13 protein-coding genes and 2 pseudogenes are annotated in these 16588 nt (G+C 44.4%); 7 read left to right on the plus strand and 8 right to left on the minus strand.

Annotated elements, in window-relative coordinates:
* Positions 1 to 17: 17 nt before the first annotated feature.
* The 4 genes from ACSF8X_RS21340 to ACSF8X_RS21355 all read left to right on the plus strand — a co-directional run bounded on the left by ACSF8X_RS21340 (position 18) and on the right by ACSF8X_RS21355 (position 5338).
* Positions 18 to 911 (plus strand): HlyD family secretion protein, encoded by an 894-nt coding sequence (locus tag ACSF8X_RS21340; protein ID WP_047878948.1) that lies wholly within the window; start codon positions 18 to 20, stop codon positions 909 to 911.
* A gap of 17 nt (positions 912 to 928) precedes the next feature.
* Positions 929 to 3121 (plus strand): FUSC family protein, encoded by a 2193-nt coding sequence (locus ACSF8X_RS21345; RefSeq protein WP_500851372.1) that lies wholly within the window; start codon positions 929 to 931, stop codon positions 3119 to 3121.
* A 176-nt stretch (positions 3122 to 3297) separates the two neighbouring features.
* The gene (gene yidA / locus ACSF8X_RS21350) at positions 3298 to 4107 is read left to right on the plus strand and encodes a sugar-phosphatase (RefSeq protein ID WP_047878949.1); all 810 of its coding nucleotides are present in this window, start codon (positions 3298 to 3300) and stop codon (positions 4105 to 4107) included.
* Positions 4108 to 4441: 334 nt separating this feature from the next.
* Positions 4442 to 5338: a hypothetical protein gene (locus ACSF8X_RS21355; RefSeq protein ID WP_500851373.1), complete on the plus strand. Its 897-nt coding sequence runs from the start codon at positions 4442 to 4444 to the stop codon at positions 5336 to 5338.
* A gap of 38 nt (positions 5339 to 5376) precedes the next feature.
* Here ACSF8X_RS21355 and ACSF8X_RS21360 read toward each other — a convergent pair whose 3' ends face one another.
* The 5 genes from ACSF8X_RS21360 to ACSF8X_RS21380 form a co-directional block, all read right to left on the minus strand.
* Positions 5377 to 6264, minus strand: a complete 888-nt coding sequence (locus ACSF8X_RS21360; protein WP_500851374.1) for a SphA family protein — start codon at positions 6262 to 6264, stop codon at positions 5377 to 5379.
* A gap of 215 nt (positions 6265 to 6479) precedes the next feature.
* Positions 6480 to 7706, minus strand: coding sequence for a sodium/glutamate symporter (gltS, locus tag ACSF8X_RS21365; protein WP_500852142.1), 1227 nt, complete (start codon positions 7704 to 7706; stop codon positions 6480 to 6482).
* 219 nt (positions 7707 to 7925) lie between these two features.
* On the minus strand, positions 7926 to 10028 hold the full coding sequence (locus ACSF8X_RS21370; RefSeq protein WP_500851375.1) for a methyl-accepting chemotaxis protein: 2103 nt from the start codon (positions 10026 to 10028) through the stop codon (positions 7926 to 7928).
* Complete coding sequence (locus ACSF8X_RS21375; RefSeq protein WP_500851376.1) at positions 10025 to 11068, minus strand: SGNH/GDSL hydrolase family protein; 1044 nt, start codon at positions 11066 to 11068, stop codon at positions 10025 to 10027. Before ACSF8X_RS21375 ends, ACSF8X_RS21370 begins: the two co-directional genes overlap by 4 nt.
* Positions 11069 to 11156: 88 nt before the next feature.
* Positions 11157 to 11501 carry a hypothetical protein gene (locus tag ACSF8X_RS21380; protein ID WP_500851377.1) on the minus strand — a complete coding sequence of 115 codons (345 nt, stop codon included), beginning with the start codon at positions 11499 to 11501 and terminating at the stop codon, positions 11157 to 11159.
* 366 nt (positions 11502 to 11867) lie between these two features.
* On the opposite strand from ACSF8X_RS21380, the pseudogene ACSF8X_RS21385 reads away from it, so the two are divergent.
* The 3 genes and pseudogenes from ACSF8X_RS21385 (at position 11868) to ACSF8X_RS21395 (ending at position 14071) form a co-directional block, all read left to right on the plus strand.
* A pseudogene (locus ACSF8X_RS21385) lies at positions 11868 to 13046 on the plus strand (IS3 family transposase).
* 101 nt (positions 13047 to 13147) lie between these two features.
* A pseudogene (locus ACSF8X_RS21390) lies at positions 13148 to 13930 on the plus strand (IS5 family transposase).
* Between the two features lie 15 nt (positions 13931 to 13945).
* Positions 13946 to 14071, plus strand: coding sequence for a transposase (locus ACSF8X_RS21395; protein WP_500851378.1), 126 nt, complete (start codon positions 13946 to 13948; stop codon positions 14069 to 14071).
* Positions 14072 to 14327: 256 nt separating this feature from the next.
* Here ACSF8X_RS21395 and ACSF8X_RS21400 read toward each other — a convergent pair whose 3' ends face one another.
* The 3 genes from ACSF8X_RS21400 to ACSF8X_RS21410 form a co-directional block, all read right to left on the minus strand.
* A complete protein-coding gene (locus ACSF8X_RS21400; RefSeq protein WP_500851379.1) occupies positions 14328 to 14480 on the minus strand; it encodes a hypothetical protein in 153 nt (50 codons plus the stop codon).
* Positions 14481 to 14741: 261 nt separating this feature from the next.
* Positions 14742 to 15881, minus strand: coding sequence for a lipase family protein (locus tag ACSF8X_RS21405; RefSeq protein ID WP_500851380.1), 1140 nt, complete (start codon positions 15879 to 15881; stop codon positions 14742 to 14744).
* Between the two features lie 5 nt (positions 15882 to 15886).
* On the minus strand, positions 15887 to 16342 hold the full coding sequence (locus tag ACSF8X_RS21410; protein WP_500851381.1) for a DUF6795 domain-containing protein: 456 nt from the start codon (positions 16340 to 16342) through the stop codon (positions 15887 to 15889).
* Positions 16343 to 16588 lie beyond the last annotated feature (246 nt).

Below are 16588 nucleotides of genomic sequence, written 5' to 3' on the forward strand. Positions count from 1 at the left end.
TTATCGAGATTATTGCTGTGAATAAGCGCGTTTTTGTTACCTTCTGCCTAATGATTCTGGCAGCTACTGCGATTGGCTGGAAATACCAACAATACATGACGAACCCATGGACCCGTGATGGCCAGATTCGAGCCCAAGTGGTCCAGATCACACCGCGAGTTACCGGCCCTATCGTCAAAATCCATATCACAGATAACAGCGAGGTTAAGGCCGGAGACTTACTGTTTGAAATCGACCCTCGCACCTATCTTGCCGCCCAAGAAAAAGCTGAAGCCAGTGTGGCTCAGGCCGAGGCACAGCTGCAAAGGGCACAAGATGAGGCTTACCGTGGCCGATCTCTGGCTCGGCGTCAGCCCGGTGCGATCTCACAGCTAATTCTAACCCAGCAAGCCAATGCCGTTCAGGCGGCCAAAGCCGGGGTAATGGTCGCCAAGGCGGCTTTTGAAGAAGCTAAACTCAACCTGAGCTTTACTAAGGTAACAGCGCCAGTAGACGGATATATCACAAACCTCAACCTGCGGATTGGCAGTCAGGTTGTTGCCAATCAGCCTGTAGTTGCGTTGGTTGACAAACACAGTTTCTGGATTGAAGGTTTTTTCAAAGAAACAGATATCAAAGACGTGAAACCTGGTGAAACGGCAACCGTTACCCTCATGGCCTACGGCAACCAACCGCTAGCGGCCCATGTAGAAAGTATTGGCTACGGCATTGCCCACAAAGATGGCAGCACCGGCGTATCACTGCTACCGAATGTCACCCCAACCTTTCAGTGGATCCGACTGGCCCAGCGCATTCCGGTTCGCATTAGCCTCGATACCCTACCCGATGATATCGAACTGCGTGTCGGGGCAACGGCATCGATCATGATTCACAAACACCCTGCAATTTCGCTCACCACACTATTGCCGTAACCTGCCGAGGAAATGCCATGATAAGCCAACGTTGCAAACTGCCTATCAAGGTAGCCACTGCGCTCACCCTCGCCATTGTCAGTGCATTGTGGCTTGGATGGGACAAACCCTACTGGGCCGCCTTTGCTGTTATTGTCATGGCTGCCACTGAAACCAGTGGCCATTCGCTGAAAAAAGGCCGCCACCGTATTCTCGGCACCTTGCTTGGCGTGGGGATGGCCTTTGTCCTTGTCGGTTCTTTCGCGCAACAACCCTTGCATTTTCTGTTGTGCTACACCGCTTTTGCCGCCCTGTGCGTCTACCAGCAAACCAATCCGCGAAATGGCTATGCCTGGAGTATCGGCCTGATGGTTGCCACTCTGGTTATCGTCATGGGCAAGCTTTCCGGCGATCTCACCTTCACCATTGCGGTGTTGCGTATTCAGGAAACCGTTCTCGGGGTGTTCTGTTTTACTTTGGTATTCAGCTTGATGTGGCCGGCCTCAAGCCGCATCGTATTGTTTGATACTCTCAAAGGTTATTTCGATACCCAAGCACAGCACATCGACACTGCCATCGCCAACCTTGAGAGTACTGGGCAGCTTGGTGAAGAATATTCTTTCGGCAATAGCCTCAAACAGCTAACTCGCTTTGAAGATCTCCTTCAAGCGGCAAAAGCCGATAGCTATCAAATCAGTGGCGGGGAAGCTCAATGGCAGCAACTCCTCGCCCAGCATAGCCAGTGGGCCCTATTATGCGGGCACCTGTCAGAAGCCAACCATATGCTCAGCAAGCCGCTTGCTCCGGAACAGAGCGAGGCTGTTATCCAGCTTTTCAATAATATGAAAAGTCGCGCCCTCTTGGCCTCGTCATTGCTTGCAAACAACCGCGATCAGAGCCAACAGGCTTTGCCGCCCGACAACAGCGCCGGCAGCAATCCACCTCCGGCGCCAATTGCCCTGTTCAAAATGGCTGCAAATTCCAGCGAACAACATGGTGCGCTAAGACTGCTTGAAAAAGTACTCAATGACATGGACTCCTTGCACCATGTTATGCTCCAGACACTGCACGAGGCCGTTTCAGGCCAAGTCCAAAATGGTGACACTACAACGGCCTCATCACTGAACAAGCCGTCTTGTAATCATTGGTCATTAGCCATTGATCCTGAGCGAGCGATTAATGCCCTGAAAGCCAGCATCATGATATGGATCTGTATTGCTCTGTGGATTTATGTGCCTATGCCTGGCGGAGCGATGATCGTCATGCTGGGGGGGATTCTGGGTAGCGTGATACTCTCACTACCCTTCGCCAACACCCGCTCAATCCTGCTGTATATGATTGGCTGGTCAAGCTTCGTTCTGCTGCAATATGTCTTCGTTTTGCCGCATCTGACAGAAATCTGGCAATTGGGCGGGTTCTACTTTCTCAATGCCTTTGGTATTTGGTATCTATTCAATCAGCCCCAGCAGATTTTCCATCGCCTGTTAGGTACCCAAAACTTGGTTCTGATGAGCAACAGTGCGATGAAGCTGGTACCGAGTTACGATATCCAGTCAGCCCTGCTCCAGCTACTGATCATTAGTATCGGAATGCTGGTCATATTTTTTGTTAACCACGGGGTATTTTCCGGTGCACCAGAACGCGTTTTCCTGCGTCAGCTCACCTATTTTCGCCGTTCTTTGCAAAACGGATTAAAAGCTCTGCTAGATACATCATCAGGCTCGATAGTCACCCTGTCAGTTCCCTCACCACTGAGGGCCGTTGCGATGGCCGATAATGCCAGCAACCTCATTAATTGGCGGGTATTCCCCGATATCGACAAGAAAGACGCCGACAAACTGATCAGCCATGCGTATAGTCTTTGTGTCCAGTACCGGGCATTTTCGGACAGCTATCGACAATGGCAGCAGCAATCATACCATGCGGGGATCGATCGGCTTGTCCGTCGCTCAATTGAAGATATGGCTACCTTCTTGAATACCACCATGATCAACGAATCATATTCCGATCATGATTTCGCCTTAAAACAACTTCGGAATCACCTGCAAACGTACTTGTCCGGATTCAGCAAACAATCTGTTCTACAATTTGCATTTAGCAACCAAGACGCCGATGAGTGCTACCTGCTACTGACCTCGCTGCAGCTATTTGTTGAATCACTCCAGCACATTAATCTAGATATTCAACACAGCAACTTCTATAACCTCAAGCTCTCCCCCTTTGCTATCTAGAGGCCAAGAGCCCCCTATACACCACAATGCCATCGGGGATGACTCGGTGGCGATTGAACTTGACAAGCATCAAGCTGATCTGAAAAGTCACTCCAATATCACGGAATGTTGTCGAGTTGATCACAATAATTGATTAAGATGGTCGCTCTACAAATTTTCACCAATGGATGTATTTCATGTACAAACTGGTTGCCCTTGATATGGACGGAACCCTGCTTACCTCGCAGAAAACCGTCAGCCCTCGAACCAAACAAGCTATCCAAGCAGCCCGTGATAACGGCGTTCATGTCGTATTGGCTTCTGGTCGTCCGCTTGAAGGAATGACCCGTTACCTTGATGAACTCGGTATGACAGAAGATCACGATTACGTCCTGAGCTATAACGCCTCGCTCGTTCAGCGAGTCGCCAGCAAAGAAGTGATCCGCAAACAAATTATGACCGGCCGCGATGCAAAGAACATTGCAAGCCTTGCCCATGACCTCGGCACCTTTATCCATGCCTTTACCCCTGAACGAGGCTTAATCACCCCAGAAAACAACCCGTACACCGAGCACGAGTCTGAAATCAACGGGGTCGAAACAACCGTGGTTGACTTTGCAGAGCTTGCCGATGACGAAGAGGTTATCAAGGTAATGATGGTGGCGGATCCGGATATCCTAAGCCGTGCCATTGCCCAACTGCCTGAAGCCCTTTACAGCAACTACACCGTTGTCCAAAGTGCGCCTTTCTTCCTAGAAATCATGAATCCTAATAGCAATAAAGGCACAGGTGTTGCCATGCTTGCGGAACATCTTGGCCTTGATGCTAGCCAAGTGATCTGTATGGGTGATGCCGGTAATGATCACCATATGATCGAATATGCTGGCCTGGGTGTGGCAATGGGTAACGCCACAGATGAAACCAAAGCCATTGCCAACCACATTACCCTGAGCAATGACGAAGATGGCGTTGCGGCTGTTATCGAGCAGTTCATTCTGAACGCCTGATCCCTCGCCTCTTTTCAAGGCACAGCGGCCTTATTGCTACTGTGCCTTCACTCTTTGAACTTAGTGATTAATCCCTTCCTGTAAGCCCTCCCAGCTCGAAATCTATACATCGCAAACATACTCAAGAAAACGCGATTCTACGAAAGCATGCCCACCACACTCCCCTATATGGCGTGATCTCGATCCAGCGTTTGTGATATTTCATCTCAAATCATTTAAATAAATATGCTTGCTGCCGCCTTCAAATTTGGACTTGCTCAACATATTTCTGCCCAAGCAACTAGGCAGACAAAGTCCCACATAATAGAGTCACACTGTTAGGATATTTATAAAAATGAAAAAAACACTGCTTGCTACACTGCTGGCGCTACCGATGACCGTTTCGGCAAGTGATGAGACGGTTTACCTGCATTACGACAATACACTGGATGGTGTAATCGACTATCAGGAAAACCTTCAGCTGAAGATGGATCTATCAGGCAATACCATTATTGGTAAAACACAGTCCGGCGAAATGGTTTCCGGCATGGTAGAAAACAAGAACAGCCACTATATCGGGTCAGGTGAGAAAGAACGATTCCAGTTCGAAATCCATAACGGCGAAACAAGAAACTGGTTTGTAGGTAACGTATCTAACGAGCACTGGACGGGTAACTGGTTCGGTCCTAACGGTGAGAAAGGTGATTTCACCCTGACGACGCGTGTGCTTACAGATGACATTCCTACCTATTCTGATATCGCCAGTTTTATGCCTGATGAGGTTTTCTACAAACCGAATAGCCACGCGAACGTTTTGACTGACAGTTTTCTTCAGGACGTAGGAGGCCTAGAGCCACACTTCACCAACAGCGGTGATTTCAACCTAAACCTGTCTCAGGGTCTGTACCTTCAAGCCGAAGAGGAGTACTACCATGAAATGCCAATGTCTTTCACGATAGATTTCAAAGAACCAATGCGCCTAAAAACATTCCGTCTTGGTTCGGCTAACCTGACTGATGGTACACGCTTGAAGACATTCAGCTTTTCTATCTGGAATCGAATGACAATGGAGTGGGAAGAAGCCGGTCGCTTTGAATTCCCTCAAATCTACGGACCATCATACCAGCGTCAGGAATTCACACTTCCACGCACCTTGTACGCTGACCGTATCCGAATTTCGGCACATAGCTCACACGACACATCTAACGGAAAGAACAAAGTGCTGATGTGGGGCCTATCGTTCCAACGTTAAGCCATATCCAAGCGCGGCATTGCCAATGCCGCGCTTACTTAGTAAATCAGCTGCAAACGTACTGAAAAGCTATCCGAGTCAGGACGATTCTGAGTAGCAAACGGAAAACGCCATTCCATATCAGCCGCCAATTGTGCCCCCGCCAACTGTGCTCTGTACTGCAACACTGGACCGAGCCCCAAAGCGCGCCCCTTAAATGCCCCCTCTAGCGCACCGCTTCCACTATCCCCTTCCACCTGTTGATAGGCAAATCCAGTGATACCAAGCCCGACCATTCCCCCAAGCACCAGTACACTCTGCGTTAGAGTTGACTCCAAAAACACTTGCGTCCCAGTATGGTAATCCGTTGCCGTATTGGTGGTATTGATATTCATGCCCCCGTAAACGCTGAACATTTGCCCGGTAAACGGCTGCATATAATACAAACCGATAGCTGGCTCGAACGTCCAGTAGTGTCGGCCCGGATTGGCTGTTCGCTCCCTGTCATAATTCCCCGTTGGGGTATGAACCGCAAACCGGATATCAGTCCGCCAGTGATCGCTCCAGCCATGCGTTAAGATCAATGGAGCCAATACGATATCCCCCAATCCGGATGCGCTGTCGGTAACCCCCCTTCCCGCGCTACGGACCGAGAGGTAAGGTACACTTAAACCAGTGCTATATGTCCAACCATGACCGGCATCCACCCCGGTATTCCATATCATATCGAGGCGATATTCACGGCTATCCACAGCAAATTGCGTCACACTCTTTCCAGCTACAGGCACAACTTGCTCACTGGGAAATTCACCTTGGGTATCAACATAAGCAAACTGAACCGCAATGCTGCCCTCACTCGGCAGCATTGCCATCGCACGACTCAAGGTACCCGGAACATAATGACCGACACCTCCCTCTTCGGCCCGGCAAGGAAGTACAGTTGCCATACAGGCCAACAAACAATATCGATAACCATAACGTGCCATGTGGCATCGAACCAATGAGGAAGCTCTGAACGCTTGCATAAACATCCTGTTATCTGCCGCTACTCTGTACAAGCATAGCTTGGCATTGGATATATATCGCAACAGCACTCAGCCTATCTAACCCAAATGGCCTTTCGATCCATTTAAGCTTATTGATCGCTTCCCTCACTCAATGACTAAAAATTGGCAAGAAAATACGGGATCATCAACGCATTAACCAAATCAATAAAAAATGCGCAAACCAAAGGCACAATAATAAATGCAAGGTGGGAGTTACCATAACGTTGAGACACAGCAGACATATTTGCCATTGCCGTAGGTGTTGAGCCCAGCGAAATACCGCCGAACCCCGAACAGATCACCGCAGCGTCATAATTCTTACCCATTGCAGGAAAGACCACGAACAAGTTAATCAGTACCGCAACCGTAAACTGCGCCGCCAAAATGGCAAATATCGGCCCAGCCAAATCAATCAAGGTCCATAGCTGCATGCTCATCAGCGACATTGCCAAAAATGTGCCGAGGGAAATATCCGCTATCAAGGCAATCGCGGGCTTTCTTGCCGGCCAGTGTGTACCTGTCATTCGGCGGATACCCGTCCCGTGTACCACGTTAGTCATCACAATACCGGCAAACAGGCAAGTAACAAAAAGCGGCAACTGCAAACCTGCACTATCAATCAGGCCATTGAGGATATAGCCCAAAATGACACAGATATGAATGGAGAAAATGGCATCAAGAAAATCAAAGCCACTGATATGCCCATTGTCACTCTCTTCGGTTACGCCGACATCCAGGGCTTCTTTTTGCTCAGGTTTGAGATTATGTCGCGTAATAAGGAATTTGGCGATAGGCCCGCCCATTAAACTAGCTAAAATCAGGCCAAATGTTGCACAGGCAATCCCTATCTCCATCGCGTTGCTGATACCATAACCTTCGGAGATCCTCGGTGACCACGCGATTGTCGTACCATGCCCGCCAATCAAAGAGACACTGCCACCCAGCATACCGACCGCACTATCGAGCTCGAAAATAGCAGCAACCCCAATCCCTGTCAGGTTTTGCACCACCATATAGCCTATTGTAATCGCTAGCAGGATCACCAATGGCAGACCGCCTTTAAGTAAGTCCTTCAAGCTGGCATTGATCCCGATCGTGGTAAAGAAATACACCAGCAATACATCACGGGCGACAAGATTAAACGATATCTCGATATCCGTCGCCATATAAACCAGTGCAATCAGTACCGAAAACAAAATCCCGCCCGTTACCGGCTCAGGAATGCTGAACTCGCGCAATGGTGCAAACCGCTGGTTAATCTGACGACCAACAAACAAGACCAAAATGCCTATTGTCACCGCAAAAAACGAGTCAAACCGTAAAATGCCACTTACCCAATCCATTTCCATATTCAATATCCTTGTTGTAAGTCTATATCTAACCTATCAAACAAAGATAAACATCACCTGATTAATTGTTCATAATTTGCACTGACACCCACGCGGATACTGACTACGACAGCCCTAAGTTCTCGAATTTACAGCGAAGAGATTGTAACGATTGGCCGCCAAGGGCTAAAGATAGCGGCGACGACGTCGCCGCTAGGAAAGGTGAAGTTAATCCTAATACTTAAATTTATTTAGCTTATCTTCAACCTCACTGGTTTGCTCCAATATTCCTTGAGCTTCCTGATTTGATGTCTCTGCTCCTTGAGCTGCTTTGATGGTTATCTCGGTGATCGCATTGATATTACGGTTAATATCTTCAGTCACTTGATGTTGTTCCTCAGAAGCCGTAGCAATTTGACACATCATATCTTGGATGGTTGACATTGAAGCCATTAAGGACTCTAACTCTACGACGACCGTTTTGCTGCTTTCGATACTGTTCTGGGTAAAGGTTTTACCATTGGCAATCGTCTCTACTGTCAGCTTGATTTGACCTTGGAACTGGTTAATCATCTGCTGAATTTCTTCCGTAGAATTTTGCGTTTTTGAGGCCAACTGACGAACTTCATCAGCAACAACGGCAAAACCACGTCCGGACTCACCGGCCCGAGCTGCTTCTATCGCGGCATTTAAAGCCAGCAAGTTGGTTTGATCTGAAATACTACGGATCACATCTAGAATACTGCGGATTTGATGGCTCTGAGTTTCTAATTCAATAATGGTCGAAGAAGAACGCTCCATTTCCTCGCCTAATTGATTAATGACGCTAGCGCTGTCATTAACAACGTCACTACAACGCATAATGACATGATTTGCTTCCTCAACTGAACTTGCTGTGGTCGCAACACTATTGGCCACTTCACTTGCCGTAGAAGCCATTTCATTAATTGCTGTAGCAACTTGTTCCAGTTCCTGACGTTGCTGCTGTACATCTTGATGTGATGCTTCAGCAATACCGGCAGAACGATTTGCCGACAGTTTCAAATGATCGACAGAACCTGCGATATCACGGATCATACTCTGCAACGAAGCCATCAGAGTATTAAGCCCCTTCATCAGAGCGCCCGTTTCATCTTTTCTCGTTACATCCAAACGGAAGGTCAAATCACCACCAGCCTGACCGAGCTGCTGAACAATGTTTACCACTTGCTGGATCGGTGTAGAGATACGTTTAGCCAGTATGTAGAGCATGGCAAGGGCCAATACCGAAATCAACAGGCCAGCGATGAACTGAGCATTAAGGAAATCACTGAACGACGTCCTAAGCTCTTTTTGTAATCCATTAATGTCTGCAAACAGATCCGCTTTAGGTATGGTAATTGACAACATCCACGGGGTATTGGTGTCTCCTACCGTAATCGGTGTGACTAAGTTGGAATCCTTGTCCGTCTCATTCCATGATTGCTTACCCGCTTGAAGCTGGCTTTTTTGCTTAGCCCAGTCTGGCAACACAGCTCCGAGCTGAGCACTCGAGCTGGTATCACCCGCAACAACACCACGATAAGTAATAATACTGACATGAGAATTTGGCCCAAATTGGTTCTGTTTCAGACTAAGTGCCAACTCATTGATAAAGTTTACCGATAAATCGATACCAATCATGCCGATAGTTTGACCATTGGCCTTGATCGGGGTAACTATATTGGTCATTAATACCTGTTTACCCTGAACATTGTATACCCACGGATCTATCAGGCAGCTACTTCCGGTCTCAAGCGGGCAAAGATACCATTCGCTGACGCGAGTCCCTATTTTGGTCTGCTCTTGGCTATAAAACCGATCCGAATCGACCGATGAAGGCTTTAATTGGTTACCGCTATCACGGGTCCAATACACGTTGAATTGGCCTTTACCATCGATGGCTTCATAAAACGCATCCTTTCCATCCCAGGCGTCGGGTTCAAAAGCGATATAAGCCCCTAAAAACTTCTGGTTACTCGCCAGCAAATCACGCACAGCCAATGACAGATCTTCACGGCTGATCTTAGTCTGACCATGCTCACCGCTCGCCATACCAGATAACACACTGGCTAGCGCTTCAACGGAGTCCATCGCGACAGATAGCTGGTTTTGAATCTGTGCTGAACTGTATTTGCTGGTATATTCCAGCTGCTGAGTCAGCTGTTGATCAGAAAACGCATACGTTTTGTTGTACACCATCTCTTCAAGCTGACTGGCGTATTTTTGACCAACAAGCAGTACCGCAATAAGCGATATTAATAGGCAACTTACGGCACCAATAATGATTTGATGGCGTATAGATTTAAGTGAAATCACAACGGCTCCCCAGCTTTGATAAGATCGGCCGCATGCTTAGCCATGACTTTATGCATTGCGGTTGTCGGATGAAGGCCATCCCAGAATAGATTATGGTTTGGCTGGGCGATCACAGCCCCTGTCGCATAGCTATAGGCTTCATCAGTCACGTTGGTAATAGTGACATCCAGTTTTGCATCACGGTACTCACCATGATTTTTCACATCATCAATCACCTTATTAAATACGGCGAACGTATCATAATAAAAGATCTCAGTATCAGAATGGCTTGCCGCCAGCTTTTCTAAGCCTGTTTTCAATGCTTGGTTGTGTGACTGGATAAACGGAACCGTTATGTCCTGTCGACCTGCAAACCATGGTGCATCAACAAAATTGGGAATGTTGGCAACAAGAATCTGTTTTGCCCCCGCATCAATCAAGGATTTGATATCAGCAAGAGCGTAAGATGCCGCTTTGTCACCCGTTTGGTTAAGATCACCGAACAAGGTAAACCACAGATTATTGGTTCCGCTCATATAGCTAATCAGCTCATTGCCTTTGAACTGGCCTTTATGGGCAATACGTTGTTTAATTTGCTGACCACTGTTTGTCAGCACGTCTAGGCCTGAAGAGGCAGTAAATCCATTGGCCGCATCAATATCGATAAAATTCCCCAAGCCAGACATCGCACCACCAACGGCCCAGTTGGTCCCTAACAAGGGCGCACTTTCATAATGGTAGGTCACGATTTTATCATCTTGGTTTTTAAGAACTACCTTGCTTTCGATTTTCCCATGACCTCGTGTCGGCATCGGCATCGCAAGGAAATCGGCCAAGTATTCAGTCCAAACGAGACCATTGCTGAAATGGCCATTAAAATTCGGCTCAGAGGCACGAATGCCAATTTTTCCTGAGGTTTTCTGGTTCATATCGACAGTGATCATATGTTTGTTGCCGATATCGGACAGACTATCACCAAAGTTTGAGATGGTATTGAAATCTGCAGCATGCGTGTAGAGAGGAATAAGTGTAGCAAGTGTCGCTAAGGTAAATTTATTCATGTTTTTCTTATTTGTTAATTAAATAATATGAGTCATTTACATGACGAGGGTATTAAACTTTTAATTCGATATTAAATTGAGCGCTGAATTACGAGGGGACAACCTTCGCTATATGAGGATAATGCACAAACAGGTTATCGCTGTTTACAATACAAACCAACGCAGATAACAATGTATACCTATAAGATATACCAGAGAGGAGGGGAAAACCTTTATCTGTAACAATGATTGTCACATTAGAATAAGAATATTTAGCAATAATAATTGTAGATAATGTTGCAAGAAAACGACTATTTTGTGCTTGAACTTGCACTCTCATGTCTTTTTTCGGCATTAATGATTGCGCATTAAGAGCATGAAAAATAAAGCCAAAAGAGGCTAAACCCTTCGAAATACTTGCCACAATTAACGCTATTACTCGTACTTTATCCATAAAGAAACTTATTCAAGCTAAATGTCTAATAATTAACTATCGACCATAATGGATTTAACTAAAGAAAATAATAGTTAAAAACATATCATTTCGATGAGTTAATTCCACCGAAAATATGACCATTGGGTATAAACCCGCAATTCAGTTCTATATGTTAATTTCCATAAAATTATCGCCAGTATACAGTGATAATGGCTATTATTATAGGGAAGGGTAAAGGTTAAGTCTGATTTTCTCTATAATACACCAGATAAACCGCTCCCTATAGGGGGTTAGTGCCTATATCAGTAGATATGTAGTGGCATAGTTAATTTGGCCACCTGATAAGAGGTGATATCATCACCTCAGAAGTTAACAGGTGACGCAATGACAAAACGCAGTAGAAGAACATTTAGCCCCGAGTTTAAACTTGAAGCCGCGCAGTTGGTTCTTGACCAGGGCTACTCGGTAGCTGAAGCAGCCAAGGCAATGAATGTCGGTAAATCCACCATGGATAAGTGGGTTCGCCAACTCAAAGAAGAGCGGCAAGGAGTTTCACCTAAAGCTTCCCCGATGACGCCAGAACAAATCGAGATCCGTGAGTTAAAGAAGAAACTGGCTCGCCTCGAAGAACATAATGAAATATTAAAAAAGGCTACAGCTCTCTTGATGTCCGACTCGCTGAACAATTCTCGCTAGTAGAGAAACTCAAGCAGAGCCACAGTGTATCTACACTTTGTGATGTGTTCAGCATCCATCGAAGCAGTTACAAATATTGGTCTGGCCGCCCCAAGGCGATTAATTCTGATTTCGTCGAGTTATCTAGCGAAGTTAAAGCCGCGTACCGCATCAGTAATGGCTCTGCGGGGGGCTCGAACTATCGCAGAGATCGTTACGGCAAAAGGCATACCTCTGAGCCGTTATCGTGCTAGTAAGTTAATGAAAAAGCTTGGCTTAGTGAGCTGTCAGTTGCCTAAGCATGCTTATAAGAAGGCTACTCAAGAACACGTTGAAGTAGCTAATAAATTAGACCGCCAGTTCGCCGTGACGGCGCCGAACCAAGTCTGGTGCGGTGATGTCACGTATATTTGGGTTGGAACGCGCTGGGCTTATTTAGCCATGGTTATCGATCTCTTTGCAAGAAAACCCGTCGGTTGGGCAATGTCTCTATCGCCGGATACCAACTTAACGGGTAAAGCGCTATCAATGGCTTTTGAGGCAAGAGGAAAGCCGAAAAATGTTATGTTCCATAGTGATCAAGGCTCGCATTACACCAGTCTGAAATTTCGGCAACTACTCTGGCGATATCAGATTGAGCAAAGCATGAGCCGTCGGGGAAATTGTTGGGATAACAGCCCGATGGAGCGATTCTTCCGAAGCTTAAAAACAGAATGGGTACCATCAATAGGATATGAGAGTTTTGCCCAAGCACAGCGTTCAATCACACAGTACATCACAGGATATTACAGCGAGATCAGGCCACATCAATATAACGGAGGTCTGACGCCAAATGAGTCAGAACGGTTATTCTGGAATGACTCTAAAACTGTGGCCAATTTTACTTGACCACTACAATAATAACGCTAATGTGATCAAAATATGGTAGTAATTATGGCTGGACATCAAATCCAAAGCCTTGGAAACTCACAGATGAAATGTAGGCAAAGATTGAACCGCTTATCCTCAAACCAAAAGACAATCATCCATTAGGTACTCACCGTAAAAGGGTTGATGTTCGTGCAACAATGTCAGCGATTTTATTTGTTATGTCCACGGGGCATCAGTGAATATGCTCTCAATAAAACAGGGATTGGTTCATCAATTTCAGCCTATCGTCGGTTTCAAGAATGGCGTGATGCAAAAGTATTTGAGCGTCTTTGGCAAAATGATTTGGTAGAGTGCAGAAAGCTCAATAGAACCGATTAGTCGTGACTTTCTATAGGCAGCGCGATAACAAAAGCACCTTTAGCGGAATCAAAAAAACCGGGCGAAAGCCAACAGATTGAGGGAAGCAAGGAGTAAGGCGTAGCCTTTTAACCGATACAAATGGTTTGCCGTTAGCAATTATAGCTAGCTCCGTCACTCTCACTTTGAGTTCCGTTGATAACTTGGGAGCAGGTCATCCATGTCTCAATAAATAGCATTTGTATTTAGATAAGGGTTATCAATCACAAAAGCTAGAGAGAACTAATTACTCGGAAATTCGTCCCTCACGTTCGTCCACGAGGCGAAGAAAAACAAGATAAGACAAACTCAATAACTCCAGAGTCGAACGTAGCCACAGTTGGGTAAATCGCTTTCGAGCGATTATTAATCCGCTGGTCAAAAAAGCTAAAAATTATGAGGCCATGTTATATTTTGCCTGTGGCCTTATAGCCTGGAAAAATGCCTATCAGGATCGGCTCTTAATGATCCCGAATACCCTTTTAGGTGGTACAGTTACCGCCTAGTTTTAAAGGTGCTTCATGACAAAACAACGTCGCACTCTTTCTGCTGAATTTAAACTTGAAACTACTAATCTGGTTCTGGATGACGGCTACACTTTTGCAGAAGCCTGCCGCTCTTTGGATAAGAGTGAAAATGTCCTTTAACGATGAGTAAACCGGCTAAAAATGGAACGTGATGGCCAAATACCATCGAATAAGTACTAACCCCTTAGCAACAAAAAATTCAGGATCTAAATGATACTACCTCGCAGCTATTATTGATTAGCATAATCACTGTCTATTTAGATCAACGATGACAGCCCATCCGGATACCACTTTAGTTATCAAAGCACCGGATCAAGCTTACGAGCTTAGAGAGAAGCCAACAAATCTTCTGTTCCTCTCACAATATAGGTGTCAATTATTCCGCCAGCGGTTGTGCCGGTATCAAACCAAACAAATGCTCTAAATAACTACCATAACCAGTAGTGGAAATACGTCCATCATCACCATAAACTTGATATGGTATATATGCAATTTCTGATGCAATCCTAGGTGATAGAGTAGCCATCATATTTCCTCATCAAGTGATTATTTATACACATAACCATTCAAATTACATCTACTTGCAATTACAAACTCACGACCATTTTTATTATGTTATTTCCAAAAAAGAAACGATATTCTTTTGAATTAAGTTCACAATTTAAATCTAACAATTTATTTGTTATAAAATAAAAAGTTAAAAATACTCATAGCGAACAATAAAACCATCACTATATATCACAAAAATTGAAAATAAGGATTTATAACGATGGTTTAAGTCGTTCTAAGGCTACTTAGTTAAATTAAGTGCTTTTTCAACATAAGACTTTAATTTTTTGATCAGCCTTGAAAAACATTGCTTTATTACAGAATAAGTAATATTGGAAAGATCAATGGCAACACTACCAGACATTACATTCATATGACCAAGAATACCACGAACATCTTCCTCGTACTTGTCTTTGATTTTTGCAATTTTATCCATCGTTCGAGCTAAAATATCCCAACTAGTTAAACCTGCAGTTAAAGAAGACATAATAATATGGCCAAAACCACTTACTCGAAGCAAAGTCATAATTGCTGAACCTAATTTCTCAATCCAACTACTATTAAATTGTGCATTATATCTATTAACATATGAAAGTGTTACAGGTCGACTTAGATAATTTATTGATGCAATTTGTAAACCTTTCCAATCTTCAACATTTGCAGTATTCATATATCCAGGAACAGATTCCTCATTTAAACCATGAGCACAAAAATACATTCCTGAACTCGCATCTAATCTGTATTCATCACCTCCGTGATAAAATGGCCATAATGGTACCATAGGCACGGGATCTGCTCCATGCGTACAACGATAAGATTTAGAAAATTCACGGCGAGAATACGGCAAAAAACCAACTCTTGGCGCACCAAAAGTATATAAGTGTACACACAATTTATGCTGTTCTTTTATCCAGTCAGCAGCAAGTGAAGCTAATGCCCCACCTAAACTATGCCCTACACAATGAATAGCTTTAGGAGCTTTATTGTTTTTTCTCTTGTACTGTAAAAGATAGCTTGATAACTGTGGTTTTATACTATTAAATAAATTGACAAAACCAGCATGAACAGTGCAACCGCTCGGAGAACCTGCCAAGCCCACGTTACCATCAGATAAAATGTCACCGGCGTTAATTTGGGTACCTCTAAATGCGATTACAATCGTATCAGAAAACTCTTTTTTTCCCTCTCCAATCACGGCATAATCTGAGGTCTTGCTTCCAAATCCAAGAAATCCACCAGATGATCCTTTGAATACATTCTTACTCGTATCAAAACTAAATACCTTTTCAATCAATGGGTCAACAAAGGCTAATGTATTATTATATACTTGGTAAGGTATGCTAGCAATTTTAGATGCTTGACGCGGTGATAAAGACTTCATTATCATTAGTTTCCATGTATTTCTGATTCTTTGTATCCAAATAGTGAACATTGACTATAAACGTATTTAAGTACGCTACTATTCTCTATTTCAAAACCAAAATACCTCAATGGATTTGTTATGTCGCAGTTTAAATTTTTCATGTTATTCCTTGCAAAAGGATGAACTTTATACTTTGAAAATACACCATTCCATATTACTATTTCTTCACCTCCTATATTTGCAATTATATAAACCGTAACTCTAACTTCATTCAACTCTGAAAATATTGACTTTTTCTTAGGCCTAAGAATAGATTCAAATTCAAACTCTCCATCATCATTCGTCACTGTAGTGATTTCTTGATTTACATCGGCTGAAATCATACCAAATTTAATTTCTTGATTCTTTATTACCTCACCATTTCTACTTAAAACCCCATAAATATAAGGTGAGAATTCATTCATATCATCTTTAGCCAAACCTTCATCTCCAAATGTTGAATCAATGAATTTGAATAGCGAAAAAATAAAAAATAAAACTATGAATAAGCTCTTCAAATTATCAACCGAATAATAAAAAATACATTATATTTTATTCTTAGCAGATAAATAACTCCATACGACAAAATCACAAATGCGATCTATAGCAATAATTGTTGTAAGAGTCTAATTTGCTATTTACATTTCTTGTTGACGGCTTCATATCTATACCAAATTAGCGAATTC

The organism is Photobacterium panuliri (genome assembly GCF_059920555.1).